Raw genomic sequence first — 26,185 nt, 5'->3', positions numbered from 1 at the left:
CGCCTGCGGTTCAAGCCTGGCTTACTGCGTGACAGCGCCGGCAGCCTGCGCCTGCTGCTGTTCGTACATGGCCTGGAAGTTGATTTCGGCCAGGTGCACCGGCGGGAAACCGGCGCGCTGGATCAGGTCGGCCACGTTGCCGCGCAGGTAGGGGTACACGATCTGCGGGCAGGCGATGCCCATGATCGGGCCCATCTGGTCTTCCGGCAGGTTGCGGATCTCGAAGATGCCGGCCTGCTTGACCTCGACTAGGAACACGGTCTTGTCCTTGATCTTGGTCTGCACGGTTGCGGTCACGGCCACTTCGTACACGCCGTCTGCAGCCGGAGTGGCTTCCACGCCCAGCTGGATGTCGACCGAGGGCTGCTCCTGTTCCAGCAGGATGGCCGGGGAATTGGGCTGCTCCAGGGACGCCTCCTTGAGGTAGACGCGCTGGATCTGGAAAACGGGATCTTGGTCGGCCATAAGAGCTTTCGGATGATTCAGGAATGAACAGGGCCCGCCCGGGAAGTCTCCCGCAGCGGGCCCGAGGGCGGATTATCTCAGCAGTACGGCAACGCTCTCAGCCCCGCAGCAGCGGCTCCAGGCCACCCTGGCGGTCCAGCGCGTGCAGGTCGTCGCAACCGCCCACGTGCGTCTGCCCGATGAAGATCTGCGGCACGCTGGTGCGTCCGGTGATCTGCGTCATCTGGGCGCGCACCTCGGGCCGGCCGTCCACCACGATCTCCTCGTAGTCGGTGACGCCGCGCTGCGCCAGCAGGGCCTTGGCACGGCTGCAGTACGGGCAATAGTCGCTGGAATAGATCTTCACGTGGGCCATGGTGCGCTCCGTTTCAGGCCTTTTCGACCGGCAGGTTGGCGGTGCGCCAGGCGCCCATGCCACCGGTCAGCGAATGGGTGTTCTCGTAGCCCAGCTTCTTGGCGATCGACACCGCGCGCTTGGAGCGCATGCCGGACGCACAGACCAGCACCAGCGGCAGGTTCTTGTTCTTCACCACACCAGCCAGCTTGGCCTCCAGCTCGGGCAGCGGCACGTTCTTCGCACCGGTCACGTGCCCGGCCGCGAACTCATCGGGCCCACACACGTCCACCACCGCGGCTTTCTCACGGTTGATCAGCTGCACCACTTCGGCGGGGGTCAGGCCCGCCGCGCCGCCGCCCGAGGTCAGGGCGGGAAACATCAACATCCCGCCCGAGGCCAGGGCGATGGCAAACAGCATCCAGTTGTCGAGAAAAAAACTCACGAAACACCTTTCAGGTCAGACAAGGCCGGGATTTTAGAATGTGGGGCTGTCCGGCGCGGTCCGGCCAGCCTCCATGCCCCTTTTTCCTGCTCCCAACGCCTTCACGCCCATGCACAAGCTCGTCCTGATCCGCCACGGCGAATCCACCTGGAACCTCGAAAACCGCTTCACCGGCTGGACCGACGTGGAGCTGACCCCCACCGGCGTCTCCCAGGCCATGTCCGCCGGCAAGCTGCTCAAGGCCGAGGGCTACGAGTTCGACATCGCCTACACCTCGGTGCTCAAGCGCGCCATCCACACGCTGAACTACTGCCTGGACGAGATGGACCGCAGCTGGCTGCCGGTGGTCAAGGACTGGCGCCTGAACGAGCGCCACTACGGTGGCCTGCAGGGCCTGAACAAGGCCGACATGGCCAAGCAGTACGGCGACGAGCAGGTGCTGATCTGGCGCCGCAGCTACGACACCCCGCCGCCCGCCCTGGAGGCCAACGACCCGCGCGGCCAGCGCCAGGACCTGCGCTATGCCAAGCTGCCGGCCGACGCCGTGCCGCTGACGGAATGCCTGAAAGACACCGTCGCCCGCGTGCTGCCCTGCTGGAACGACTCCCTAGCCCCGGCCATCAAGGCGGGCCAGCGCATCGTGATCGCCGCGCACGGCAACTCGATCCGCGCCCTGGTCAAGTACCTGGACAACATCGGCAACGCCGACATCGTGGGCGTGAACATCCCCAATGGCATTCCGCTGGTCTACGAACTGGACGCCGACCTCAAGCCCATCAAGAGCTACTACCTGGGCGACGCCGAAGCAGCCGCCAAGGCCGCCGCTGCCGTGGCCGCTCAGGGCAAACGCTGAACCGCCCGGACGGAACCGAATCACAAGGCTTGACTCCTAGGTGTATATTGGTTTGCAGGCCCGCGGCGCAACCGCCCGGGCCAGCGCTTTTTTCGGGGTGAATGGATGGGCAAGCAAGTGAATCAGAAGCTGAAGATCGTCGGCTGGGTGGCCGCAGGCGCTGTGGCCGGTGCGCTGACCACGGTGCAGCTTCAGGCGGTGGCGCGCGGCTCGCTCGCTCCCCTGCCGCTGGAGGAGCTGCAGCAGCTCGCCGCCGTGTTCGGCATGGTCAAGACCGATTACGTCGAACCGGTCGACGAGAAGAAGCTGATCTCCGAGGCGATTTCGGGCATGGTCTCCAGCCTGGACCCACACTCCCAGTACTTCGACAAGAAGTCCTTCAAGGAATTCCGCGAGGGCACCAGTGGCCGGTTTGTCGGCGTGGGCATCGAAATCACCATGGAAGACGGCGTGGTCAAGGTCGTGTCCCCCATCGAGGACTCACCCGCCTTCCGCGCCGGCCTCAAGTCTGGCGACCTGATCACCAAGATCGACGACACCGCCGTCAAGGGCCTGTCCATCAACGACGCCGTCAAGCTCATGCGCGGCGAGCCGCGCACCAAGGTGCTGCTGACCATCTTCCGCAAGGACGAGAACCGCAGCTTCCCGGTCACGATTACCCGTGAAGAGATCAAGACCCAGAGCGTCAAGAGCAAACTGGTTGAACCCGGCTACGCCTGGGTGCGTGTCTCGCAGTTCCAGGACCGCACGGTCGAGGACTTCGCGCGCAAGGTCGAGGAGCTGTACAAGGCCGGCCCGCTCAAGGGCCTGGTGCTGGACCTGCGCAACGACCCGGGCGGCCTGCTGGACGCCGCCGTCGCGCTGTCGGCGGCCTTCCTGCCCGAGAACGTGACCGTGGTCTCGACCAATGGGCAGCTTGCCGACAGCAAGTTCACCTACACCGCCAACCCGCAGCACTACCTGCGCCGGGGTGGCCCGGACCCGATCGCCCGCCTGACCAAGGCGACCAACGGCGCGCTCAAGAACGTGCCGCTGGTGGTGCTGGTCAACGAAGGCTCGGCCTCGGCCAGCGAGATCGTCGCCGGCGCGCTGCAGGACCACAAGCGCGGCACCATCCTGGGCAGCCAGACTTTCGGCAAGGGTTCGGTGCAGACCGTGCGCCCGCTGGGCCCCGACACGGGCCTGAAACTCACGACCGCGCGCTACTACACGCCGGCCGGCAAGTCGATCCAGGCCAAGGGCATCGTGCCCGACGTGATGGTCGACGAAACGCCCGAGGGCAATGTGTTCGCCGCTCTGCGCACCCGTGAGGCCGACCTGACCAAACACCTGACCAATGGCGAAGAGGCCAAGGCCGGCGAGCCGATGACCGATGCCCAGCGCGCCGCCGAACAGCAGCGCGACCAGGAACGTGAGCAGGCCCGCAAGCGGCTGGAAGAAGAGTCCAAGAAGAACCCGGGCCAGCGCTTGGTGCCGGAATTCGGCAGCGACAAGGACTTCCAGCTGCAGCAGGCGCTCAACAAGCTCAAGGGCCGTCCGGTGCTGGTCAGCAAGACCCTGACCGAGCGCCCCGAAGAGAAGAAAGAGAACTGATCACCGCCCCGGTGAACGGGTCGGCGACGCGATCTTGGACGACCAGCAGCTCCTGCGCTACTCGCGCCACATCCTGCTCGAAGAGCTGGGCATCGAAGGCCAGGAGAAGCTGCTGGCGTCGCACGCCCTGGTGATCGGTGCCGGCGGCCTGGGGTCGCCGGTGGCGCTCTACCTGGGCAGCGCCGGCGTCGGGCGCATCACCGTGATCGACGACGACGAGGTGGACGCCACCAACCTGCAGCGCCAGATCGCGCACAACCTCGAACGCCTGGGCACGCCCAAGGCCGAGTCGGTGCGCCACGCGATCGCTGCCATCAACCCCGACCCGCAGGTCGCGGCCCTGGTACAGCGCGCCGACGACGCACTGCTGGACCAGTTGCTGCCCGGTGTCGATGTGGTGATCGACTGCTGCGACAACTTCGCCACCCGCCACATGGTCAACCGCGCCTGCGTGCGCCACGGCGTGCCGCTGGTCTCGGGCGCCGCGATCCGCATGGACGGGCAGCTGGCGGTGTACGACCCGCGCGACGCCGACTCGCCCTGCTACGCCTGCGTGTTCCCCGAGGACGCCGGGGTGGAAGAGGTGCGCTGCGCCACCATGGGCGTGTTCGCGCCGCTGGTGGGCATCGTGGGCACCATGCAGGCGGCCGAGGCGCTCAAGATCCTCAGCGGCCTGGGCTCGCGCCTGACCGGTCAGTTGCTGATGATCGATGGCCGCGATCTGGCCTTCAACACCATCGCCCTGCCGCGCCAGCCGCACTGCGCGGTCTGCGCTCAGCGCGACGGCTGATCCTTCGCGCTGCTGCGCGGCGGCATCGGGCACGGCCCGTGGCGCTTGCGGAAATCCCGCGGGTTCTCGGCACCCGCCGACGCGAAGATGCCTTTGCGGTCCTTGCGTGCCAACACCTCTTCGATGGCGAACGGCCCGTCGCTGTGCCGCCAGCGGTACGACCAGGCCCAGCCCTCGCGCACCAGCCAGCCCGCCACATCGTCACCCCGGTGCTTCAGCCGCACCAGCGCCCGCCCGTAGTCGTCGCGCCGCCGCTCGGTCACCGTCACCGTCTGCTCCAGCAGACGCCCGGCCAGCGCCTCGCGAGACGCCACACCGCCGTCCTGGCAGATCTCCGGCGCATCCACCCCGTCCAGCCGCAGCTTGCGGTACGTCCCACCCGCCAGCGGCTTCACCCACAAGGTGTCCCCATCCGGCACCCGCGTCACCCGCGCCTCATAGGCCTCGTTGAACCGGGGACGAAACCCCGAAGCAGCGGACGACGTGGAAGCAGGCGACTGTGCGAGCGCAAGCGAAGCGCCGAACACAAAAAGCAACGGAGCGAAGAGAGACCAGGGCACCCGTGGAACCGGCTTCGCCGGGCCACAGGGTGCGTCCCCCCTCCGGGGGGAAGCCGCGAAGCGGCGCAGGGGGGAGCCCCTCATACCGCCATGTACCGGCCCGGCCGGTGGTTGATCGCCAGCGTCATGTTCAGCACCACCGCACCCAGCACCGACCAGGCGATCTGCACCGGCTCGCGCAGCGCGAACGCGGTCAGCACGATGGCGCAGTCCAGCCCCATCTGGATGTGCCCAGCGCGCCAGCCGAAACGCTCCTGCAGGTACAGCACCAGCACGTTGAAACCACCCAGGCTGGCCCGGTGGCGGAACAGCATCAGCATGCCCGCACCCACCAGCAGCCCGCCTGCCACCGCGGCAAAGCCCGGGGCCAGTGCGCCGATGGATATCCAGCGCGGGATCAGGTAGGCCCAGAGCGAGAGCAGACCCACCGCCGCAAAGGTCTTGAGCGCGAACGGCGCGCCCATGCGGCGCCAGGCCAGCCAGTAGAACGGCAGGTTGATGAGGAAGAACCAGACGCTGAAGCTCATGCCGGTCGCGTAGTGCAGCAGGAAGGCCAGCCCCGCGGTGCCGCCGCTGAGCAGGCCGACGTGGCCGAACATCACCACGCCCAGGCCGACGAACAGGGTGCCGGTGAACAGGGCCTGCACGTCTTCGTGCGGCCGGTGGCGGGAGGGGGCTGCGGCGGCAGCGGGCATGGCGGTGGATCGGACAGCGGCGGTCATGGGCATCGGTCGGTCGACAGAGGCGCACAGTGTCGCCGCTGTGGCCACCCGCCGCCTTGACCCAGGTCAGCACCGCTCAGGGCCGCAGGACCTTGGCCACCGGGTTGTAGCGCAGGCGGAAGGCGTCGGGCATGTCCGAACCCAGCAGCGGGCGCAGGTAGAGCCGGAAGGCGTCGGTCACGTCGGTGCCGCTGGGCGCGATGAACTCGTCCTCCATGGTGCGGGTCTTGCCCGCCACGGCTTCCAGCGGCAGCAACTCGTAGTCGGCCGAGTAAAAGCCGGTGCGCTTGATCGCCACCGAGCCGTCCACCTTGCCCCACATCGCGAACTGCACCGCCTTTTCGCCCACCTCGCGCGCCTCGCGCTGATCCACGTCGCTCACGCAGCCGATGAAGCTGCGCTGCAGGTAGCCGAAGGTGTCGCCGCGCACACGCTTGATGCCGAGCTTCGCCTTGATCTCCTCGCACAGCAGGTCGGCCAGCGCGCCGGTGCCACTGAGCTGCACGTTGCCGTGAGCGTCCTTCTCCACGTCCTTGGCCAGCTGGGTGATGATGGGCTGGCCCGAGGCGTCGTGGATGCCTTCGCTCACCGCGATCACGCAGCGGCCGTGGCGCGCGTACATGATCTTCACGTCGGCCAGGAACTTCGGGATATCGAACACCCGCTCGGGCACGTAGATCAGGTGCGGGCCGTCGTCGGGAAACTTCTTGCCCAGGGCCGACGCGGCCGTGAGGAAGCCGGCGTGCCGCCCCATCACCACGCCCACGTACACCCCTGGCAGGGCCGCGTTGTCCAGGTTCGCCCCCGCAAACGCCTGCGCCACGAAGCGCGCCGCCGACGGAAAACCCGGCGTGTGGTCGTTGCCCACCAGGTCGTTGTCGATGGTCTTGGGGATGTGGATGCTGCGCAGCGGGTAGCCCGCCTTGCGCGCCTCCTCGCTGACGATGCGCACCGTGTCCGACGAGTCGTTGCCGCCGATGTAGAAGAAGTGCTCGATCTCGTGCGCCTTGAGCACCTTGAAGATCTCCTGGCAGTAGGCCAGGTCGGGCTTGTCTCGCGTGGAGCCGAGCGCCGAGGCCGGCGTGCGCGCCACGGCTTCGAGGTTGTGGCTGGTCTCCTGCGTGAGGTCGACGAAGTTCTCGTCGACGATGCCGCGCACGCCGTGGCGCGCGCCGTAGATGCGTTGCACGTTCTGGAAGCGCCGCGCCTCCAGCGCCACGCCCACGAGGGACTGGTTGATCACGGCAGTGGGGCCGCCGCCCTGGGCGACGAGGATTTTTCCGGACGACATGGTGAACCTCTGGGTGACGGCAAAAGTGTGCTCGCGCAATATAGCCTTCGGCGCCGCAGAGTGGGACACTGTCGCGCATGAAGACCTTCCACAACCCCCACCACGCCCTGCACCAGGGGCGCGAAGAGATGTTCCGTGGCCGCATGGTGCACTGTCACGAGGTGCCCGCGCGGCTGGACTACGTGCTGGCCGAGCTGCAGCGTCGTTCGCAGGGCGGGCTGTTCCTGCCCGAGGTGGGCGACACCGATCTGGACGCCGCCATTGCCCGTGTGCACGACCCGCGCTACACGCAGTTCCTGGCCGGCGCCTGGGACGAGTGGGTGGCGATGGACCCGGCGAACGCGCAGCGCGACGCCCTGCCCTCGGTCTGGCCACTGGGCAACAAACACGCGTTCCGCACCGATGTGCTGCCGCAGAACTTTGCGGCGCGGCTTGGCCTGTTCTCGTTCGATTCGGGCTCGCCCCTGATGGCCGGCACCTGGACCGCCGCGCGAGCAGGCGCGGCCTGCGCCGTGGCGGCGGCGCGCGAGGTGCACGGCGGCGCCCGCGCGGCGTTTGCGCTGACCCGCCCGCCGGGCCACCACGCCGGGCCGGACTTCTTCGGCGGCTACTGCTTCCTGAACAACGGTGCCATCGCCGCGCAGGCCTTGCGCGACCTGGGCCACGCCAAGGTGGCCGTGCTGGACATCGACTACCACCATGGCAACGGCACGCAGACCATCTTCTACGAGCGCGCCGACGTGATGACGGTCTCCATCCACGGTGACCCGGCGACCGAATACCCCTTCTTCCTGGGCCACGCCAACGAACGCGGCGCGGGTGCGGGCGAAGGCTTCAACCTCAACATCCCGCTGCCGCGCGGCACCGGCTTCGCCGCCTGGTGCGCCGCGCTGGACACCGCCATCGAGGCGGTAGAAGACTTCGGCGCCGACGCCTTGGTGGTGCCCATGGGCATGGACACTTTCAAGGGCGACCCGATCTCCGGCTTCACGCTGGAGAGCAGCGACTACGACACCGTCGGCCGCCTGCTGGCCGCCGCCAGCCTGCCCACCGTGTTCACCTTCGAAGGCGGCTACGCGGTGGACGAGGTCGGCGTCAACGCGGTCAACCTGCTCGAAGCCTACTGCCGCTCGATCTGACGCCGGCTCACGCCGGCTTCCAGAAGATGTAGTCGGCCGTGTAAGTGACCACGCGCTTGCTGCCCATGGTCGACGCATCGCAGGGTGCGGCCGGCGCCACGCCGCCCTTGGTCGCCACGCGCTGGATGTGGCTCACGCCCTGGGCCATGCCGCTGCCCATGGCCGGGTTGGCCCTGACCAGCTGCAGCGGGATGTTGCCGCTGCCGTTGGGCGCCACCGCCAGCTGCGCACCGCTCACCTTGGAGCCGTCGTTGAAGTCCCAGGTGGCGGGCGGGCCGTAGTACTTGCCCAGGCGCTCGCCCTTGCGGCCCTTGAGGCCGGCGTCGGGGCTCATGAACACCCACTCGTACTGGCCGGCCATGTTCTTCTTGGCCTGGCACTGGTAGGTGATGTCGCCGGCGGCGGCGGTCTCGAAGGCCACGCGGTGGCCTGCGGGCACCTGCACCGCGGCCGGCAGATCGGCCTGCGAGAACGGGGCCATGGTGGGGCCGCTGGCGCAGGCGGAGAGAGCGAGGACGGCGGCGCCGCCCAGTGCGGTGGTGGTGAAGCGGGAGAACATGGAACAGCTCCTGTGTGTATCTATATAGGTGGGTGAACGGCACTCAGCGGGCCGGCTGGCCCGTGGCGAGGGATTGCAGGAAAGCGACGACGTCGCGCCGGTCGGCCGCCTCGGACAGCCGGTAGCCCATGGCCTGGCCGGGCACCAGGGTCTCGGGGTCGGTCAGCCAGGCCTGCAGCTTCTCGGGCGTCCAGACGTGGGTGGCGGCGGCCAGCGCGGCGGAGTAGGCAAAGTCCGCCTTCTTGCCCGCCACGCGGCCGGCCACGGTGCCCAGCGCGGGACCGACGCGGTCGTCGTCCAGGCTGTGGCAGCCGCCGCAGCGCGACTCGAACAGCCCGCGGCCACGCGCCACATCGCCCGACTGGGCCTGGGCCGCCGGCCAGGCGGCGGCCAGCAGACCCAGCGCGAGCGCGGCGCGGCGCAACGACATGGCCATCAGGCGCCGAAGCTCAGGGCGCCGCCGGGCAGCGGACGGCCCAGGGCGTTGGTCAGCACGGTGAAGTGCATGGTCTCGTCGGCCGCCAGGCGCGCGGCCACCTTGGCCAGGTCCTTGCTGCCGAGCGACGGGATCACGCCCAGGTAGGCGTTGGTGGCGCCCAGCTCCAGCCGCGCCGCCAGGTCCAGCACGTCGGCCTGGTTGCGCAGCGTGTCGGCCTTGAGCGCCTTGGCGTAGTCGTCCAGCTTCTTCTCGGCCACCGGCGTGCCGCCCAGCTTCTGGATGGTGGCGATCAGCGCGTCGCGGTGCGCCTTGTGGTGGCCCTGGAAGCTCACCGCCACATCGAGCACGCCCTTCTGCAGCAGGCCGCTGCCGGCGCCCAGCTGGTAGGCGTTGATGGCCTCGTGCTCCAGGCCGAGCGCAACGTTGAGGATGGACACGTCCTTGGAGACATCGGCGGACATGCCTTGGGCCAGGGTGTCCTTGCCGGCCAGCAGCGCCACGGCCACGGCCGAGAGCGCACCGCCGCGGCGCATGAAGCTGCGGCGCGAGGCGGGTGGGCCGACGAGTTCGGAAGCGGGAAGGATGATGTTCGACATGGTGGGGTCCTTGTGTGGTGGGTGAGGGAAACAGCGCCGGTCGAGAAATCAGCACCGACGGACCGGATACGCAGGCCGGTCCCGCAGCGGATTCAGAAACCCACAAATTTCTTGTGGGTATGCCGCGCCTGAATCCACTGGCCCGGTGGCCGCGTACAGGGAAGGTCGGGTCTGTTCAGCGACCGGCACCTTTTCCCCATCACATCCCACCACCATGCCCCACACCTTCCACTCCCCACTGCGCCGGCACCCTGTCCGCCACCTGCTCGCCCTGGGCGCCACCGCTGCCCTGCTGGCCCACGCGCCCGCCCACGCCGACACCGGCAAGCTGCTGCTGACCGGCGGCGTCAGCACCATCGACGGCGCGGCCGGCGGTGGCCTCTCGCCCTGGGCCGTGATCGGCAGTCAGGCGACCGAAGGCCAGACCGGCTTTTCGGCACACCTCAGCCATGCGCGCACGCAGGACTACCGGCTCAACGCCTTCGGCGCCGCGGTCGGAATCAACGACCGGGTGGAACTGTCCGTGGCGCGGCAGGACTTAGACACCGGCATCACCGGCACCCTGCTGGGCCTGCCGGGCCTGAAGCTGAAACAGGACATCGTCGGCGCCAAGTTCCGCGTGGCGGGCGACGCCATCCTCGACAGCGACACGCTGATGCCGCAGATTGCGGTTGGCGTGATGGCCAAGCGCCTGGGCTCCACCGGACTGGACAGCACGCTGTCCGCCCTGGGCGCCAAGCGCTCGGGCACCGACCTCTACGTCAACGCCACCAAGCTGTTCCTGGCCCAGGGCCTGCTGGTCAACGGAACGCTGCGCGCCACCAAGGCCAACCAGGGCGGCCTGCTGGGCCACGGCGCCACGCTGGGCGGCGCCGACAACGGCTACGAGCTGATGCCCGAACTCTCGGTGGCCTGGCTGCTGCGCAAGAACCTGGCGGTCGGCTTCGAGTACCGCGCCATGCCCGACAAGCTGAACAAGGCCGGTGCCGCGGCCGGTCTGGGCGACGGCCTGCGCGCCGGCGACTGGAAAGACATCTTCATCGCCTGGGCGCCCAGCAAGAACGTCTCGCTCACCCTGGCCTATGTAGATCTGGGCACCGTCGTGCCGGCCACCACGAAAGGCAAGAAGCAGACCGGCACCTACCTCTCGGCCCAGTTCGCGTTCTGAACGCCCACCCAAACAAGTCACCACCACCATGAAACAGCTCATCACCCTCTCCGCCCTCTCTCTGCTGGCCCTCATTGGCTCACCGGCGGGCGCCCAGTCCATGGACAAGCCCATGGCGCCCTCGGCCGCATCGGCCTACCCGGTGGCGCCGGCCCCCGGCCTGTACGACGCCCTCGGCGGCCAGACCGGCCTGCGCACCCTGATGAACGACTTCGTCAACCGCCTCAAGGCCGACGCGCGCCTGGCCGAAGCCTTCAAGGACGCGAACGGTGCCAACCTCGCCAAGCAGCTGACCGACCAGATCTGCCAGCTCGCCGGCGGTCCCTGCGTCTACAACGGCCCCGACATGAAGGAAGCCCACAGCAACATGGACGTGACCCGCGCCGACTTCAACGCGCTGGTCGAGGTGCTGCAAATGAGCATGGACGCCCGCGGGATTCCGTTTGCCCGGCAGAATCAGCTGCTCGCGCTGCTGGCCCCGATGCACCGCGACGTGATCAACGTCCGATAAACCAGGAGACCCCATGCGCCACGCCCCCCTTCTGGCCGCCTGCCTGCTGGCCGGCCTTCACGCGGCGCAGGCCGCCACCGTGCAGGTCACCGTGCTCGCCCGCGACGGCAAGCCGCTGCCCGACGCGGTGGTGGTGCTGGAGCCGGCCGCCGGCCAGCCGGTGCCGGCGGCGCAGCCGATCAGCCAGACGGTGACGCAGGAGAAGATGCAGTTCGACCCCATGCTCAGCGTGGTACCGGTCGGCTCGAAGATCCGCTTTGCCAACCTCGACCGATGGGACCACCACGTCAAGGGCGGCACGCCCAGCCTCCTGTCCGCAGGCACCACCGCCTTCGAGTTCCGGCTGGCGGGACGTGTGCAGGGGCAGACGCCTCCCAGCAGCGAAGTCACGATGGAGAAGGCCGGACCCATCCAGCTCGGCTGCCACCTGCACGGCTCCATGCGCGGCTTCGTCTATGTGGCGCCCACGCCCTGGGCGGCCAAGACCTCTGCCGACGGCACCGCCACCCTGCCCCAGGTGCCCGAGGGCGCGATGCAGCTGCGGGTCTGGCACCCGGACCAGCTGGTCGACCAGGCCAGCGTCGCGCTGCAGGTGCAGCCGGTCACCACGGTGAACGTGCCGACCCTGGTGCAGCCGCGCAAGGCGCGCCGGGTGCAGTCCGATTCCGGCAGCACCTACTGAGGCCTGAGCACCGCATGGACACCGACCCGACCCTGATGGCGCTGCTCGACCGCGTGTCGCTGCGCGACGAGACCGCGCTCAAGTCGCTCTACGACCTCACCAGCGGCAAGCTCTACGGCCTGGCGCTGCGGGTGCTGGAGCGCCACGAGTGGGCCGAGGACGCGCTGCAGGAAACCTTTCTGCAGATCTGGCGCAGCGCGCCCGACTACCGCGCCTCGCTGAGCCCGCCCATGGCCTGGATGGGCCTGATCGTGCGCAGCCGCGCGCTCGACCTGCTGCGCCGGCGCAAGGCCGAGCGCGAGCACCTGAGCGACGACATCGACGACGACGGCATGGCCGACCGGCTCGAAGGCGACACCCCCGACCCGCTGCACACCAGCCTGGCCAGCCAGCAGGCCTGGGCACTGCACCAGTGCCTGACGCGGCTGGAGAACAAGCAGCGCGAGGTGGTCAGCCTGGCCTACCTGCGCGACCTCAGCCACGGCGAGCTGGCCGAACAGCTCAAGCTGCCGCTGGGCACCGTCAAGACCTGGATCCGCCGCGGGCTGGACCAGCTGCGCATCTGCATGGCGCGCTTTGCCTGAGGAACGCCATGGACATCCACCGACACCCCGACCTGCTGGACCGCCTGGCCGCGGCCTACGCCATCGGCACCCTGCGCGGAGGCGCGCGGCGCCGCTTCGAAACGCTGGCGCGCGAGCGGGCACCGGTGCGCGCCGCCGCCCTTGTCTGGCAGAGCCGCGTGGCCAGCATGACCGAGCTGGAGCCCGCGGTGACGCCCTCGCCCGTGGTCTGGACGCGCATCCACAACCTGATCGAAGCCGAGCGCGAGCAAGCGGCCATGGCCGCGGCCCGGGCCGAGCCGGCACCACCCGTGCCTGCCGGCTGGTGGCGCAGCCTGGCGCTGTGGCGCGGTGCGGCCGGTGCCGGCGCGCTGGCCACCGTGCTGGCCGTGATCACCACGGTGGGCCTGCGCGACCGCATGGGGGCGCAGATCGACGAACTGCAGGCGAAGCTCTCGGCCCAGCCGCAGATCGAATACGTGGCCGTGCTCAACGACGAACAGGCCAGCGCCTCCATGCTGGTGACCTTCGACCCCAAGAACCGCAAGCTGACGCTGCAACGCGTGGGCGGCTACCAGGAAGCGGCCGACAAGTCGCTGCAGCTCTGGGCCCTGCCGCCGGGCAGCAAGCCGCGCTCGCTGGGCGTGCTGAGCCAGGAGAAGCTGCTGCAGCTCGCAGCGGGCGAGGGCGACGTGCGCGAGGTGCCGGCGCTGGCCATCAGCCTGGAGCCCAAGGGCGGCGTGCCCAGCGAGACCGGTCCGACCGGCCCCGTGCTGTTCAAGGGCGCGCTGATCCAGAAGATGCTCTGATCACTGCCGCGCGGTGCGGGTGTTGGCCGGCGGCAGTTGCGGGTGGCTGCTGCGCCAGGGGTTGATGTCCAGCCCGCCGCGGCGGGTGTAGCGCGCGTAGACCATCAGCTTGGCCGGCTTGCAGCGCGCCATGATGTCCATGTAGATGCGCTCGACGCACTGCTCGTGGAATTCGTTGTGGTTGCGGAAGCTCACGATGTACTGCAGCAGCCCGGCCTGGTCGATCTGCGGCCCGCTGTAGCGGATCTGCACGCTGCCCCAGTCGGGCTGGCCGGTCACCGGGCAGTTGCTGCGCAGCAGGTCGCTCACCAGCACCTCGTCCACCGGCTTCTCGTCCAGCGCGGCGCTCAGAAAGGCCGGCGTCGGCTGGTAGGTGTCGCACTCGACATCGAGGCGGTCGATCGACACGCCTTCCAGCTCCTTCACCGGTTCGCATTCGAACAGCTCGGGCAGCAGCAGCCGCACGCCGGCCGAGGACTTCACCGCCTCACCGCCCCAGATGGCGCGGCTGATGTCGTCGCGAATGCGGTCGCGCACTGCGTCCGCACTGTCCATGCGCGTGTTGTTGAAGCTGTTGAGATAGAGCTTGAACGACTTGCTCTCGACGATGTGCGTGCTCTCGCAGGGAATGGTGATGTGGGCGATCGCCACCTGCGGCTTGCCCTTCGGGTTCAGCCAGCTCAGCTCGAAGGCGGTCCAGAGGTCGGCGCCCAGGAAGGGCACGCTGCCGGTGATGCCGATTTCGACGCGCTTGAGTTCGCGCGGCAGCGGAAACAGCAGGGACGGGTCGTACTGGTCGACGTAGTCGGTGGTCTTGCCCAGGGGAGATTGGTCTGGCGTCATTCAAATACCCGTTCGCGCATCCATTTGGTCGCCACCCATTTTTCACCTTCGAGCACCGGCGCGCCGCCGTGCAGGGTCAGGGTGCCGGGGTGCGGCCGGTTGTAGGAAAAAAACACCGCATTGCCGCGCACCGGCGCCACTTCCAGACCGATGTCCGGAAAGGTGGTGCCGCCGCCGCGCGGCGGTTCGTTGAGGTACATGACCACCGTGCCCACGCGCTGGCCACCGCGCTTGAGGATGGTCGGCGTGCCCGGCTCGGCCGGGTCGAAGTAGTCGTAGTGCGGCTTGTATTCCGCACCCACCTTGTAGTTGAGCACCTGGATGCCCTCGCCGTTTTCCACCGGCCAGTTCACCAGCCGCGCGATGCGCGCCTCGATGCGTTTGACCAGCTCGCTCTCGCCGCGGTTGAAGAACATGCCGTTGCTGGTGCGGTCGGGATTGAGTTCCTCGCCGCCGGTGGCGGTCTGCACGGTGAGCGAGCGCGCCAGGCGCGGCCGGGACGCTTCGATCAGGCCGTCGCACTCTTCGTGGCTGAGCAGGCCGCCGAGCACCACCACCCGAGGCTGCGTCACCGTGATGATCACGTCGACCCAACGGTCACCCGCGTCCAGCCGGCGCGGCGAACCGCTGAGTGCGATGTCGGGCACGCGCACCGTGGCCATCTCGCGCGCCGGGGTCTGGGCTGGGGCCTGGGTGGGCGCGGGCGCGGCGGCGCGGCCGGCACCGAGCTTCTGCAGGTGATCGCGCAGGGTCTGCTCCAGCGCGGCCTCGGCCACGTCCGCTTGCCAACCCGCCTTGACCATGGCTTCGAGCACCGCCTCGGGCATGCAGCCGGCGGTGGACTGCTCGATGATCCACTGGCGCAGTTCGGGGGTGACGGTCTGGGTCATGGTCGTCTCCTCTGTCGGCGGTCAGGCGCCCTGGTCGCGCCGGAACACGAAACGGTCGGGCTCGCTGGCGGCGGGCGCAAAACGGTAGCCCTCCAGATCGAAGCCCTTGAGCTGCTCGGGCGTGGACGCCCGGTGCTGCAGCGCGTAGCGCACCATCAGGCCGCGCGCGCGCTTGGCGAAGAAGCTCACGATCTTGTAGTTCGCGCCCTTCTTCTCTTCGAACACGCAGTTCACCACACGCGGCTGCAGCGCCTTGAGGTCCACCGCCTTGAAGTACTCCTCGCTGGCCAGGTTGACCAGCACCGGGCTCTTGTCGGCGCGGGCGCGGCTATTGAGGTACTCGGCGATCTGGCTGCCCCAGAAGCGGTAGAGGTTGCTGCCCTTGTCGGTCTTGAGCCGAGTGCCCATCTCCAGCCGGTAGGCCTGCATGCGGTCCAGCGGGCGCAGCACGCCGTAGAGACCGCTGAGGATGCACAGGTGCTGCTGCAACCAGTCCAGCTCGTCCTCGTTCAGAGTCTTCGCATCCAGCCCGCCGTACACGTCGCCATCGAAAGCCAGCACGGCCTGCTTGGAGTTCTTGGCGGTGAATTTGGGCGACCAGGCCTGATAGCGCGCGGCGTTCAGGCCTGCGAGCTGGTCCGACAGGTCCATCAGCTCGGCGACCTGCTGCGGCGACTTCTCGCGCAGCACGGCGATCAGCTCGCTCGCCTGTTCCACGAACAGCGGTTGCGTGTAGGTCTTGATGTGGGCCGGCGTCTCGTAGTCGAGGGCCTTGGCGGGGGAAATGACAAACAGCATGGTGGCTCAGCCAGCCTTCTTCTTGGTGGGCACGGGTTCGGGCAGCGGCTTCTCGACCAGGCGCTGCACCTCGTCGACCAGGTGGTTGTGCGCGTCCAGGAAGGCCGCCGCAATCACCTTGGCCTCGTTGGTGTTGCTCCAGCCCAGGCCGCCCGCGCCGCCGGCCTTGCCGATGGCCAGGCCGCCGATGCCCAGATCGGTGCTGCGCGCGGCGCCGGTGGCGGCGGAGAGCTGCTCGGTGGTTTCGTTGTCGGTCAGCAGCAGCACCACCTGCGCCTCCTTGAGCTTGACGTTTTCGGCCGCGCCGGCGATCACGTTCAGCCCCGGAATCTGCGCCAGGATGCCGCCGATCTGGCGGCCCGCGTCCTGCTCGGAAAAGGTCAGGCTGGGCACCAGGGTGTACTGCGCCACGATGCCGCGGCCCTTCTTGACCGTGGTGTCGTCCTGGCGCAGGACGCCCTCTTCCTTGAGCTCCTGTTCCTTGACGGTGGCGTTCAGGCCCGAGTGGCGGTCGACGATGCGGAAGCACCCGCTCTGCTGCATCATCACGCGCACCAGCGGCAGGGGCGAATCGGGGAGCCCGCCACGGCCGATGCCGACGTAGCCGCGCGGGTTCTCCATCAGCGCCACCACCGCCACCGGCGCCGCACAGGTCTTGAGCTCGGTGGCCGCGTTGTGCGCGCCGTCCGGCCCGGCCGAACCCTTGACGACGGAGCCGCCTTCGCCCAGTTCCACACCCTGCTTGCCACAGGCGGCCAGCAGCAGCGACAAGGCCAGCGCGGCGAGGGTCGAGACGCGTCGGAACATGGTGTTTGAGGGGGAAAAAGAGGAAAAAAGCGAGTGTACCTGTGGCATCCGAAGCATTCAGTCGCCGGACAATCGGCCCATGCTGCGCATCCTGCACCGCGACGACCACCTGATCGCCATCGACAAACCACCCGGCCTGCTGGTGCACCGCACCGGGCTGGACGCGGGCGAGACGCGCTTTGCGGTGCAGCTGCTGCGCGACCAGATCGGCCAGCCGGTCTGGCCGGTGCACCGGCTCGACAAGGGCACCAGCGGCGTGCTGCTGTTCGCGCTGGACGCGGCCACGGCCCGCCAGATGGGCAGCGCCTTCGAATCCGGCCAGGGCATGCGCAAGACCTACCACGCCATCGTGCGCGGCTGGCCCGCCGACGCCGGCCTGATCGACCACCCGCTGCGGCGATTGCCGGACGACATGCGCACCGAGCGCGAAGAGGTGCAGGACGCGCAGACGCGGTTTGCGACGCTGGAGCGCTGCGAACTGCCCATCCCCCAGGGCGGCTTCCCGACCACCCGCTGCGCCCTGGTCGAACTGCAACCCCTGACCGGCCGGCGCCACCAGCTGAGGCGCCACATGAAGCACATCGCCCATCCGATCATCGGCGACGCGACGCACGGCAAGGGGCCGCTGAACCGGGCGGTGGCCGGGTACCTGGGGATGCAGCGGCTGTGGCTGCATGCGAGTTCGCTGGCGCTGAACCACCCGGTCAGCGGCGAAGCGCTGTCACTGGAGGCACCACGCGATCCGGACTGGTCGCGCTGGTTCCGCGCCTGAGACCTACTTCAAGTCCCCCGCCAGACTCGCCAGCGTCTCGGCCGGAATCTGCAGGTGCGCGGGGTAGTGCGTGTGGTCACAGCCGAGCTTGACGGCCGCACCGGCTTTGATGGCGGCCCGCATCGCAGGCGTGAACTCGAAGCGCACGAAGTGCACCGCGCTGGTCTTCTGTTCGTTCTCGCGGTCCAGGTCCTCGTCAGCGATGGCGTAGACGCGCTCGTAACCCTCGACCTCGACGAACATGCGGTCTTCCACGCCGATCAGGCGCGCCAGCTCGCGCTTGCGTTCGTTGACGTCGATGTACTCGATCATCATCGTCGCCTTCCAGTTGCCGCCGTCGGGCACCAGCGGCGCGTAGGCCTCGATCTCGCTCTGGATGCCCTCTTCCTCGAAGATCTTCTCGATCCGCAGCATCTCCTGTATCTGGTAGCGGATGGTGGTCTCGCTCTCGAACTGCAGGTTCAGGTGCTCGCCCAGCTGCACGCTGCGCAGCTTGCGGTGCGCAATGACCTCGCCCTTGTGCAGCTTGCGCCACTTGCTGTAGGCCTCCAGGCTCATCAGGTTCTCGGGGGTGATCTTGCCGGTCAGTTGCATGGTGTGATCCTCGATCCTCACTTCAGGCCATAGGCGCGGGCCACGAGCGACAGCGGATGCTGCAGTTCGGGCGCACCATGGCCGTTCACTTCAAAGCCCTGCGCAATGTGGTGGCCGCCGAGCGGGCAGTCGGAGCTGATGTAGTCGGGCTTGGCGCCGTCCTTCATGGTGGCCATGGCCTTGAACACCGGCTTGCCGATCTTCATGGCCTGCTGGTGCGTGCCCTTCTTGACGCCGAAGGTGCCGGCGTGGCCCGAGCAGCGCTCGATGGTGTTCACCGTGGTGTCCGGGATCATCTTGAGCATCTCTTCGGTCTTGCGGCCGATGTTCTGCACCCGGCCGTGGCAGGGGATCTGGTAGCTGATGTTGCCCAGCTTCTGGGGGAACTCGGTCTTGAGCAGACCGTCGCGCTTGCGCGCCATCAGGTACTCGAAGGGATCCCACATGTGTTCCTTCACCAGCTGGGTGTCGGCATCGTCGGGGAACATGAGCGGGATCTCCTGCTTGAACATCAGCGCGCAGCTGGGCACGGCGGCGAGGATGGCAAAGCCGTCGCGCGCGTACTTCGCCAGCACCGGGATGTTGGCCTCCTTGCTGGCCTGCACCGATTCCAGGTCGCCCAGTTCCAGCTTGGGCATGCCGCAGCACTTTTCCTTCTCGACGATGGTGTAGGGGATGTCGTTGTGGTCGAGGATCTTGAGCAGGTCCAGGCCGATGCCGGGTTCGTTGTAGTTGATGTAGCAGGTGGAGAAGATGGCGACCTTGCCGGGCGTCTTCTCGCCATCGACGACCTTGGTGGCCCTGGCGTCGGGCGCCGACCAGCGGAAGCGCTTGGTCGCCAGATCGGGCAGCCAGGCGTCCTTGTCCACGCCCATGGCGCTTTCCATCACGCCGCGCGCGGCCTTGGTCTTGTTCACCGCGTTGACCACCTGCACCACGATCGGGATGCCGGCGAACTGGCCGTGCACGTCGGTGGAGGCCAGCAGCTTCTCACTGGTCTTGACCTCACCCTTTTTGAACTTGATGGCCTTGGCGCGCAGCATGGTGTGCGGAAAGTCCAGGTTCCACTCGTGCGGTGGCGTGTAGGGGCACTTGGTCATGTAGCAGAGGTCGCACATGTAGCACTGGTCCACCACCTTCCAGTAGTCCTGCTTGGCGACGCCATCGACCTCCATGGTCGCACTCTCGTCCACCAGGTCGAACAGGGTCGGGAACGAGCCGCACAGGCTCACGCAGCGCCGGCAGCCATGGCAGATGTCGAAGATGCGCTCGAGCTCGTGGAAACACTTCTCCTCGTCGTAGAAGTCGGGGTTCTTCCAGTCCAGCGGGTGGCGCGTCGGTGCCTGCAGGTTGCCTTCTGTGGCCATGTCTCTTGTCCTCGTCTGTGCGGGTTGGCTCGTGGGTTTTTGAAAGCGCTCGCGCAAGCGCTTTCAAAAACGCGCCGCGGGTGCGGCGCGCCAGGGGTGGGTCAATCAGTCCACCAGCTCGTTCAAAGCCTTCTGGTAGCGGTTCGCGTGCGAACGCTCGGCCTTGGCCAGGGTCTCGAACCAGTCGGCGATCTCGTCAAAACCTTCGTCGCGCGCGGTCTTGGCCATGCCGGGGTACATGTCGGTGTACTCGTGGGTTTCGCCTGCGACGGCGGAGGCCAGGTTCTGGCGGGTGCTGCCGATCGGCAGGCCGGTGGCCGGGTCGCCCGACTGCTCCAGGAACTCCAGGTGACCGTGCGCGTGACCGGTTTCGCCTTCGGCGGTGGAGCGGAACAGGGCCGCCACATCGTTCTGGCCTTCCACGTCGGCCTTGTTTGCGAAGTACAGGTAGCGGCGGTTGGCCTGGGATTCGCCGGCGAAGGCGTCCTTCAGGCACTGCTCGGTTTTCGAGCCTTTCAATGCGGCCATGGATATCTCCTTGTCTCGTGGGTTGAGGAAGCGCCCAGCCTGCCCGCCAGGCGGCGGGAAGGTCTGTGACAGACAGACCGTACGCCGCCCTCCTGCGTCCGTCAAATTGCCGCAGGCTATGTGACGAATTGTTCAAAGCTATTCAGAGGGAGTCATTGATAACCACTCTCAACTGGGTCGACACCCCTCTGGAAAACCCTCACACTGACCCGGTGTCGGATGCCCGATAAGATTTCGTTTTGTTAAATGCATTCAACATTGCGAAACCCCGCAATAGAACAGGAGACTCCATGAACACCGCCCTGCCCCCGCCCGCCCCGGTCCAGCAGCTGCACCACTACGCCTACCGGGCGCGCGACGCCGAGGAGACGCGGCATTTCTACGAAGACATCCTGGGCCTGCCGCTCTACCACATCATCCAGAGCGACTACGTGCCCAGCACGGGCGAGTACTGCCCGTACACGCACTTCTTCTTCCGCCTGCAGGACGGTTCGTTCATCGCCTTCTTCGACCTGGGCGACGACGTGGCTGCCGAGCCGTCGCCGAACACGCCGAAGTGGGTGAACCACATCAGCTTCCGGGTGAACACGGTGCAGGAGCTGGAGAACACGAAGGCGCGCCTGCAGGCGCACGGGATCGAGGTGCTGGGGGTGACGGACCACCACATCTTCAAGAGCATCTATTTCTTCGACCCGAACGGGATCCGGCTGGAGCTGACGGCGCAGCTGGCGGACGAGTTCCAGATGCTGCAGGAGAGCAAGACGGCGCATGCGCGGCTGGCGGAGTGGAACGCGCGCAAGGAGCAGTGGCGCAAGGAGAGGGCTTCGGGTCAGACTTCGGCGCCGTTGAAGCCGCAGTCGAATGACCGGCCGGAGTTTGTGCCCTCTTCGTCTTGATTTCTCTTGGCGGTGGGTCCGTGCGGTGAATGGCTGGGTGACCGGCTCCGCTCGTGTCCCCCAGCCATTCACCACACTCGTTGGCGCGCCAACAGTTCGCACGCACGTATCTGGTGGTTCATGGGGGTGGTGTGCCCTGTGCAGCGAAGTAAAGGAGGAGGATCGGGCGAAGCCCGATCCGGGGGACATGAGCGGAACAGGGCACACCGCACCCATGAGCCCGCGAGGTCGATGAACGAAAAACAGAACACAGACAGGAGACACCCGTGACACCAACGGCATACAAGCAAGCCGCCCACACCAACAGCTACGAGTTCACCCAAGGCAGTGGTTACCAACTGCCCGAATACCCCTTCGTCCCCCCACCCGAACTCGGCGAAGCGCGAACAAGACGACACCCCATCGTCATCGTCGGAGGAGGCATCACCGGCCTCACCCTCGCCTGCTCGCTCGCCAAACTCGGCACCCCCGCCATCCTGCTCGACGAAGACAACACCGTCGGCGTCAAGGGCGCGTCCTCCCGCGGCATCTGCTACACCCAGAAATCGCTCGAAATCTTCCAGCGCCTCGGCATCTACGACCGCATCGCCACCAAAGGCATTCAGTGGAGCGTCGGCAGGACCTTCGCTGGCCAAGACGAGGTCTACAGCTTCGACCTTCGTCAGCAGGGCGGCTACAACCTCTCCCAGCAGCCCCCCTTCATCAACATCCAGCAGTTCTACATCGAAGGATTCCTGGTCGAACGCATCGCCGAACTTGGCCATGTCGAGTTGCGCTGGCAGAACCGCCTGACCGCCTTCACACAGAACGCCGACTTCGCCACCCTCACGGTCGAGACACCCGCGGGCTCCTACGTCATCGAAGCCGACCACGTCATCGACGCCACCGGCTCGCACAGCCCGCTGCGCCAGTGGTTGCAGGTGCCGTTCACCAGCAAGCGCGGCGACGACCGCTGGTGCATCGCCGACGTGCGCTTCACGAAACGACCGCCGGTCGAGCGCCACACCTGGGTCGAGGCGCCGTTCAACGAGAACCGCGCCGTCTGGCAGCACCTGATGGCCGACGACGTCTGGCGCATCGACTACCAGATGGCGCCCGACAGCGACCCGGCCCATGTGAGCCGCGAGGACGTGGTGCGCGAGCGGCTGGCGCGCCAGTTCGGGCCCGACACCGAGGTCGAGATCGTCTGGGTGGGCCCCTACGCCTACCGCAGCGAGTGCGTGCACCGCATGCGCGAAGGCCGGGTGTTTTTCATGGGCGACTCGGCCAAGGTGGTCAGCCCCTTCGGCGCGCGCGGGGGCAACACCGGCGTGGCCGATGCCGACAACCTGGCGTGGAAGCTCGCGGCTGTTCTGCGCGGCCGCGCCCACCCCGCGCTGCTGGAGAGCTACGGCGACGAGCGGCTGGAGGCCGCGCAGCAGAACGTGCTGGTGACCAACCGCACCGCGCGCTTCCTGCGCCCGGCCGATGGCGTGGAGCGCCTGTTCCGCCACGCCGCCATCGGTCTGGCGAAGAAGCACCCCTTCGCCCGCACGCTGATGAACACCGGCCGCATGGCGGTCGCCAACCCGTACTCGCGTTCGCGCGCCTGCACCTACGCCGAGGGCAGCGCCGCCGGCCAGTCGGTGCAGAACGTGGCGCTGCGCTGGGCGAACGGTTCGGCAGGTTGCGTCAACGACCTGCTGAACTGGGCGGCGGGCGACCTGTTGCTGCTGGTCTTCGGACCGCTGGGGCGCGCCGACCTTCAGCGCCTGAAGACGCTGACCGGCGGCGCGCCGCTGCGCGCGGTGCAGGTACCGGCCGGCCGTGAGCGCGCCCAGGCGACAGAACACGTGCGCGACCCCGACGGCCACCTGCGCGCCGCCTGCCAACTCACAGGTCCGGGCTGGGCGCTGGTCCGGCCAGACGGTTATCTCGCCACCACCGGCGACCGCATCGACGGTCGACTGGTCGCCGCGCTCGAACGGTCGCTCGGCCTGCGCTGAAACCCTTTGGAGAACCGCATGAACACCGCCCCGAACTTCCAGGACGCCGACGGCTTCTATGAGCGCCTGCTCGACGCCCACCAGGGCCTCTCGCGCGAGCAGTCGGAACTGCTCAACGCCCGCCTGGTCCTGCTGCTGGCCAACCAGATCGGCACCGCCCAGGTGCTGGCCGACTGCGTCGCCACCGCCCGGGACACCCTCGAATAAAATCGGGGGCTTCCCGAACACCCACCCGACGGCGCCCTGCGGGGCGCCGTCGCACTTTCTGCGCCCCACCCCCATGTCCGACGCTCCCGACACCCTGCAGCAACCCGGTCTGAACAGCCTGTCCAAGTCCTTCGAGCCCGCCGCGCTCGAAGCCCACTGGGGCCCCGAGTGGGAGCAGCGCGGCTACGGCGTGGCGGGCTTCCGCGGCACCTCGGCCCCCAGCGCCGAAGCGGCCACCGCAGGCAAGAACTTCGCCATCCAGCTGCCGCCGCCCAACGTGACGGGCACGCTGCACATGGGCCACGCGTTCAACCAGACCATCATGGACTCGCTGACGCGCTACCACCGCATGAGCGGCTTCAACACCGCCTGGATTCCGGGCACCGACCACGCCGGCATCGCCACCCAGATCGTGGTGGAGCGCCAGCTGCAGGAACAGAAGATCAGCCGCCACGACCTGGGCCGCAAGAACTTCGTCGCCAAGGTCTGGGAGTGGAAAGAACAGTCGGGCAACACCATCACCACGCAGATGCGCCGCATGGGCGATTCCGTGGACTGGAGCCGCGAGTACTTCACCATGGACGAGAAGCTCTCGACCGTGGTGACCGAGACCTTCGTCAAGCTCTACCAGCAGGGCCTGATCTACCGCGGCAAGCGCCTGGTCAACTGGGACCCGGTGCTGATGTCGGCCGTGTCCGACCTGGAGGTGGAGAGCGAAGAGGAAGACGGTTCGCTCTGGCACATCGCCTACCCGCTGGTCAACGGCAGCGGCCACCTGACCGTGGCCACCACCCGCCCGGAGACCCTGCTGGGTGACGTGGCCGTGATGGTCCACCCCGAGGACGAGCGCTACAGCGCCCTGATCGGCCAGTACGTGAAGCTGCCGCTGTGTGACCGCGAGATTCCGGTGATCGCCGACGAGTACGTGGACCGAGCCTTCGGCACCGGCGTGGTCAAGGTCACGCCCGCGCACGACGCCAACGACTACGCCGTCGGCCAGCGCCACCAGCTGCCCATCATCGGCGTGCTGCACCTCAACGCCACCATCAACGACAACGCGCCCGAGAAGTACCGCGGCCTGGACCGTTTCGTGGCGCGCAAGCAGGTCGTGGCCGACCTGGAAGCCGCCGGCCTGCTGGTCGAGGTCAAGAAGCACAAGCTGATGGTGCCGCGCTGCGCCCGCACCGGCCAGGTGATCGAGCCGATGCTGACCGACCAGTGGTTCGTGGCCATGAGCAAGGTCAGCGACCAGGACCCGACCGGCAAGAGCATCGCCCAGAAAGCCATCGACGCCGTGGCCAGCGGCCAGGTCAAGTTCGTGCCGGAGAACTGGGTCAACACCTACAACCAGTGGATGAACAACATCCAGGACTGGTGCATTTCCCGCCAGCTCTGGTGGGGCCACCAGATCCCCGCCTGGTACGACGAACAGGGCCAGGTCTACGTGGCGCGCAACGAAGCCGAGGCGCAGGCCCTGGCCGGCGCGGGCAAGACGCTCACGCGCGACCCCGACGTGCTCGACACCTGGTACTCCTCTGCCCTCGTGCCCTTCTCCACCATGGGCTGGCCCAACCAGGGCGACGCCGCCACGGACGACTACAACCTCTACCTGCCCAGCAGCGTGCTGGTCACGGGCTACGACATCATCTTCTTCTGGGTCGCCAGGATGATCATGATGACCACCCACTTCACCGGCCGCGTGCCGTTCAAGGACGTCTACATCCACGGCCTGGTGCGCGACGCGCAGGGCCAGAAGATGAGCAAGTCCGAAGGCAACGTGCTCGACCCGGTGGACCTGATCGACGGCATCTCGCTCGCCCCGCTGCTGGACAAGCGCACCACCGGCCTGCGCAAGCCCGAGACGGCGCCCAAGGTGCGCAAGCAGACCGAGAAGGAGTTCCCCGACGGCATCCCGGCCTACGGCGCCGACGCGCTGCGCTTCACCTTCGCCGCACTGGCCTCGCTGGGCCGCAGCATCAACTTCGACAGCAAGCGCTGCGAGGGCTACCGCAACTTCTGCAACAAGCTCTGGAACGCCACCCGCTTCGTGCTGATGAACTGCGAAGGCCACGACTGCGGCCTGATGGAGCACACCAAGGCCGACTGCGAAGTCGGCGGCAAGGCGCACGGCTACATGAGCTTCAGCCACGCCGACCGCTGGATCGTCTCGCGCCTGCAGCGCGTCGAGGCCGAGGTGGCCCAGGGCTTTGCCGAGTACCGCCTGGACAACGTGGCCAACGCGATCTACGACTTCGTCTGGAACGAGTTCTGCGACTGGTACCTGGAAATCGCCAAGGTGCAGATCAACACCGGCAACGAGGCGCAGCAGCGCGCCACCCGCCGCACCCTGATCCGCACGCTGGAGACCATCCTGCGCCTGGCACACCCCGTCATTCCGTTCATCACCGAAGAGCTGTGGCAGAAGGTCGCGCCGGTCGCCGGTCGTGAGGGTGCCTCGGTGAGCGTGGCGGCCTACCCGGTGAGCCAGCCCGAGCGCATCGACGAAGCCGCCGAGGCCCAGGTCGCCAAGCTCAAGAGCCTGGTGGACGCCTGCCGCACGCTGCGCGGCGAGCTCAACGTCTCGCCCGCCACCCGTCTGCCGATGTTCGTGGTCGGCGATGCGGACTTCATGCGCGCCAACGCCGCCGTGCTGCAGGGTCTGGCCAAACTGGCCGAGGTCAAGGTGTTCGACGACGAGGCCGGCTGGGCCGCCGCCGCACAGGCCGCACCAGTGGCCGTGGTGGGCGAAGCCCGCCTGTGCCTGTTCATGGAAATCGACGTCGCCGCCGAGAAGGCCCGCCTGACCAAGGAAGCCGCACGGCTGGAGGGCGAAATCGCCAAGGCGAACGCCAAGCTGTCCAACGAAGCCTTCGTGGCCAAGGCGCCGCCGGCCGTGATCGAGCAGGAGAAGAAGCGCGTGGCCGACTTCGGCGCCACGCTGACCAAGGTGCGCGAGCAGCTGGCGCGGCTCTGACGCGC

Annotated in this window: 30 protein-coding genes; 14 read left to right on the top strand and 16 right to left on the bottom strand. The window is 67.8% G+C overall.

Annotation, left to right across the window (positions count from 1 at the left end; genetic code table 11):
* Positions 1-21: 21 nt before the first annotated feature.
* The 3 genes from secB to HPF_RS04965 form a co-directional block, all read right to left on the bottom strand.
* Positions 22-465, bottom strand: a complete 444-nt coding sequence (secB, locus tag HPF_RS04975; protein WP_133155913.1) for a protein-export chaperone SecB — start codon at positions 463-465, stop codon at positions 22-24.
* A 97-nt stretch (positions 466-562) separates the two neighbouring features.
* The gene (gene grxC, locus HPF_RS04970; RefSeq protein ID WP_066255680.1) at positions 563-820 is read right to left on the bottom strand and encodes a glutaredoxin 3; all 258 of its coding nucleotides are present in this window, start codon (positions 818-820) and stop codon (positions 563-565) included.
* A 13-nt stretch (positions 821-833) separates the two neighbouring features.
* Positions 834-1,244: a rhodanese-like domain-containing protein gene (locus tag HPF_RS04965; protein WP_133155912.1), complete on the bottom strand. Its 411-nt coding sequence runs from the start codon at positions 1,242-1,244 to the stop codon at positions 834-836.
* 109 nt (positions 1,245-1,353) lie between these two features.
* Here HPF_RS04965 and gpmA point away from each other — a divergent pair, with 109 nt between their 5' ends.
* The 3 genes from gpmA to HPF_RS04950 all read left to right on the top strand — a co-directional run bounded on the left by gpmA (position 1,354) and on the right by HPF_RS04950 (position 4,480).
* Positions 1,354-2,097: a 2,3-diphosphoglycerate-dependent phosphoglycerate mutase gene (gene gpmA, locus HPF_RS04960; protein ID WP_133158027.1), complete on the top strand. Its 744-nt coding sequence runs from the start codon at positions 1,354-1,356 to the stop codon at positions 2,095-2,097.
* Positions 2,098-2,214: 117 nt separating this feature from the next.
* Entirely contained in the window at positions 2,215-3,690 is a 1,476-nt protein-coding gene (locus tag HPF_RS04955) for a S41 family peptidase (RefSeq protein WP_133155911.1), read from the top strand.
* A 34-nt stretch (positions 3,691-3,724) separates the two neighbouring features.
* Positions 3,725-4,480, top strand: coding sequence for a HesA/MoeB/ThiF family protein (locus HPF_RS04950; protein ID WP_127803404.1), 756 nt, complete (start codon positions 3,725-3,727; stop codon positions 4,478-4,480).
* On the opposite strand, the gene HPF_RS04945 is transcribed toward HPF_RS04950, so the two are convergent.
* From HPF_RS04945 to HPF_RS04935, 3 genes are all read right to left on the bottom strand, one after another.
* Entirely contained in the window at positions 4,465-4,908 is a 444-nt protein-coding gene (locus HPF_RS04945) for a thermonuclease family protein (RefSeq protein ID WP_165961651.1), read from the bottom strand. The two genes, HPF_RS04950 and HPF_RS04945, sit on opposite strands and share 16 nt — an antisense overlap.
* A 212-nt stretch (positions 4,909-5,120) precedes the next feature.
* Positions 5,121-5,762 carry a YitT family protein gene (locus tag HPF_RS04940; protein WP_133155909.1) on the bottom strand — a complete coding sequence of 214 codons (642 nt, stop codon included), beginning with the start codon at positions 5,760-5,762 and terminating at the stop codon, positions 5,121-5,123.
* Between the two features lie 76 nt (positions 5,763-5,838).
* Positions 5,839-7,053 carry a 6-phosphofructokinase gene (locus HPF_RS04935; protein ID WP_133155908.1) on the bottom strand — a complete coding sequence of 405 codons (1,215 nt, stop codon included), beginning with the start codon at positions 7,051-7,053 and terminating at the stop codon, positions 5,839-5,841.
* Positions 7,054-7,130: 77 nt separating this feature from the next.
* Here HPF_RS04935 and HPF_RS04930 point away from each other — a divergent pair, with 77 nt between their 5' ends.
* Positions 7,131-8,192 carry a histone deacetylase family protein gene (locus tag HPF_RS04930; protein ID WP_133155907.1) on the top strand — a complete coding sequence of 354 codons (1,062 nt, stop codon included), beginning with the start codon at positions 7,131-7,133 and terminating at the stop codon, positions 8,190-8,192.
* Between the two features lie 7 nt (positions 8,193-8,199).
* Here the strand turns inward: HPF_RS04930 and HPF_RS04925 are convergent, their stop codons facing one another.
* The 3 genes from HPF_RS04925 to HPF_RS04915 are packed head-to-tail and all read right to left on the bottom strand — an operon-like array spanning position 8,200 to position 9,786.
* Entirely contained in the window at positions 8,200-8,751 is a 552-nt protein-coding gene (locus HPF_RS04925) for a DUF3455 domain-containing protein (RefSeq protein ID WP_066158549.1), read from the bottom strand.
* A gap of 43 nt (positions 8,752-8,794) precedes the next feature.
* A complete protein-coding gene (locus HPF_RS04920) occupies positions 8,795-9,181 on the bottom strand; it encodes a c-type cytochrome (RefSeq protein WP_079364758.1) in 387 nt (128 codons plus the stop codon).
* Between the two features lie 5 nt (positions 9,182-9,186).
* The gene (locus HPF_RS04915; RefSeq protein ID WP_127803419.1) at positions 9,187-9,786 is read right to left on the bottom strand and encodes a ferritin-like domain-containing protein; all 600 of its coding nucleotides are present in this window, start codon (positions 9,784-9,786) and stop codon (positions 9,187-9,189) included.
* A gap of 214 nt (positions 9,787-10,000) precedes the next feature.
* Between HPF_RS04915 and HPF_RS04910 the strand changes: the two genes are divergently transcribed.
* Genes HPF_RS04910 through HPF_RS04890 form a run of 5 tightly spaced genes read left to right on the top strand, consistent with a single transcriptional unit; the run spans position 10,001 to position 13,519 of the window.
* On the top strand, positions 10,001-10,954 hold the full coding sequence (locus HPF_RS04910) for a DUF3034 family protein (protein WP_133155906.1): 954 nt from the start codon (positions 10,001-10,003) through the stop codon (positions 10,952-10,954).
* Between the two features lie 28 nt (positions 10,955-10,982).
* Entirely contained in the window at positions 10,983-11,465 is a 483-nt protein-coding gene (locus HPF_RS04905) for a group I truncated hemoglobin (RefSeq protein WP_127803423.1), read from the top strand.
* Between the two features lie 13 nt (positions 11,466-11,478).
* Complete coding sequence (locus HPF_RS04900) at positions 11,479-12,147, top strand: cupredoxin domain-containing protein (RefSeq protein WP_133155905.1); 669 nt, start codon at positions 11,479-11,481, stop codon at positions 12,145-12,147.
* 14 nt (positions 12,148-12,161) lie between these two features.
* Positions 12,162-12,731 (top strand): sigma-70 family RNA polymerase sigma factor, encoded by a 570-nt coding sequence (locus HPF_RS04895; RefSeq protein WP_243721683.1) that lies wholly within the window; start codon positions 12,162-12,164, stop codon positions 12,729-12,731.
* A gap of 8 nt (positions 12,732-12,739) precedes the next feature.
* A complete protein-coding gene (locus HPF_RS04890; RefSeq protein WP_133155904.1) occupies positions 12,740-13,519 on the top strand; it encodes an anti-sigma factor in 780 nt (259 codons plus the stop codon).
* On the opposite strand, the gene queF is transcribed toward HPF_RS04890, so the two are convergent.
* From queF to HPF_RS04870, 4 genes are read right to left on the bottom strand one after another with little or no spacing between them, the layout of a single operon-like run.
* Positions 13,520-14,362, bottom strand: a complete 843-nt coding sequence (queF, locus tag HPF_RS04885) for an NADPH-dependent 7-cyano-7-deazaguanine reductase QueF (protein ID WP_133155903.1) — start codon at positions 14,360-14,362, stop codon at positions 13,520-13,522.
* Positions 14,359-15,252: a 2OG-Fe(II) oxygenase gene (locus HPF_RS04880; RefSeq protein WP_133155902.1), complete on the bottom strand. Its 894-nt coding sequence runs from the start codon at positions 15,250-15,252 to the stop codon at positions 14,359-14,361. Before HPF_RS04880 ends, queF begins: the two co-directional genes overlap by 4 nt.
* Before the next feature lie 21 nt (positions 15,253-15,273).
* Positions 15,274-16,050 (bottom strand): peroxide stress protein YaaA, encoded by a 777-nt coding sequence (gene yaaA, locus HPF_RS04875; protein WP_133155901.1) that lies wholly within the window; start codon positions 16,048-16,050, stop codon positions 15,274-15,276.
* 6 nt (positions 16,051-16,056) lie between these two features.
* A complete protein-coding gene (locus HPF_RS04870; protein WP_079364538.1) occupies positions 16,057-16,857 on the bottom strand; it encodes a CsgG/HfaB family protein in 801 nt (266 codons plus the stop codon).
* 79 nt (positions 16,858-16,936) lie between these two features.
* On the opposite strand from HPF_RS04870, the gene HPF_RS04865 reads away from it, so the two are divergent.
* Positions 16,937-17,629 (top strand): pseudouridine synthase, encoded by a 693-nt coding sequence (locus HPF_RS04865; RefSeq protein WP_133155900.1) that lies wholly within the window; start codon positions 16,937-16,939, stop codon positions 17,627-17,629.
* A gap of 3 nt (positions 17,630-17,632) precedes the next feature.
* Here HPF_RS04865 and HPF_RS04860 read toward each other — a convergent pair whose 3' ends face one another.
* The 3 genes from HPF_RS04860 to HPF_RS04850 form a co-directional block, all read right to left on the bottom strand.
* On the bottom strand, positions 17,633-18,223 hold the full coding sequence (locus tag HPF_RS04860; RefSeq protein ID WP_133155899.1) for a DUF3501 family protein: 591 nt from the start codon (positions 18,221-18,223) through the stop codon (positions 17,633-17,635).
* A gap of 17 nt (positions 18,224-18,240) precedes the next feature.
* Positions 18,241-19,590 (bottom strand): (Fe-S)-binding protein, encoded by a 1,350-nt coding sequence (locus HPF_RS04855; protein ID WP_133155898.1) that lies wholly within the window; start codon positions 19,588-19,590, stop codon positions 18,241-18,243.
* A 105-nt stretch (positions 19,591-19,695) separates the two neighbouring features.
* Positions 19,696-20,118: a rubrerythrin family protein gene (locus HPF_RS04850; RefSeq protein WP_133155897.1), complete on the bottom strand. Its 423-nt coding sequence runs from the start codon at positions 20,116-20,118 to the stop codon at positions 19,696-19,698.
* 290 nt (positions 20,119-20,408) lie between these two features.
* Between HPF_RS04850 and HPF_RS04845 the strand changes: the two genes are divergently transcribed.
* From HPF_RS04845 to HPF_RS04830, 4 genes are all read left to right on the top strand, one after another.
* Positions 20,409-21,014, top strand: a complete 606-nt coding sequence (locus HPF_RS04845) for a VOC family protein (protein WP_127803441.1) — start codon at positions 20,409-20,411, stop codon at positions 21,012-21,014.
* A 266-nt stretch (positions 21,015-21,280) separates the two neighbouring features.
* Positions 21,281-22,999: an FAD-dependent monooxygenase gene (locus HPF_RS04840; protein WP_133155896.1), complete on the top strand. Its 1,719-nt coding sequence runs from the start codon at positions 21,281-21,283 to the stop codon at positions 22,997-22,999.
* Positions 23,000-23,017: 18 nt separating this feature from the next.
* Entirely contained in the window at positions 23,018-23,206 is a 189-nt protein-coding gene (locus HPF_RS04835; protein ID WP_133155895.1) for a DUF2783 domain-containing protein, read from the top strand.
* 73 nt (positions 23,207-23,279) lie between these two features.
* Complete coding sequence (locus HPF_RS04830) at positions 23,280-26,180, top strand: valine--tRNA ligase (RefSeq protein ID WP_133155894.1); 2,901 nt, start codon at positions 23,280-23,282, stop codon at positions 26,178-26,180.
* Positions 26,181-26,185 lie beyond the last annotated feature (5 nt).

Source organism: Hydrogenophaga pseudoflava (genome assembly GCF_004353865.1).
In the GTDB taxonomy this organism is placed as follows: domain Bacteria; phylum Pseudomonadota; class Gammaproteobacteria; order Burkholderiales; family Burkholderiaceae_C; genus Hydrogenophaga; species Hydrogenophaga pseudoflava.
Note: the sequence above shows the minus strand (reverse complement) of the source record. Positions and strands in the feature narration are given on the sequence as shown.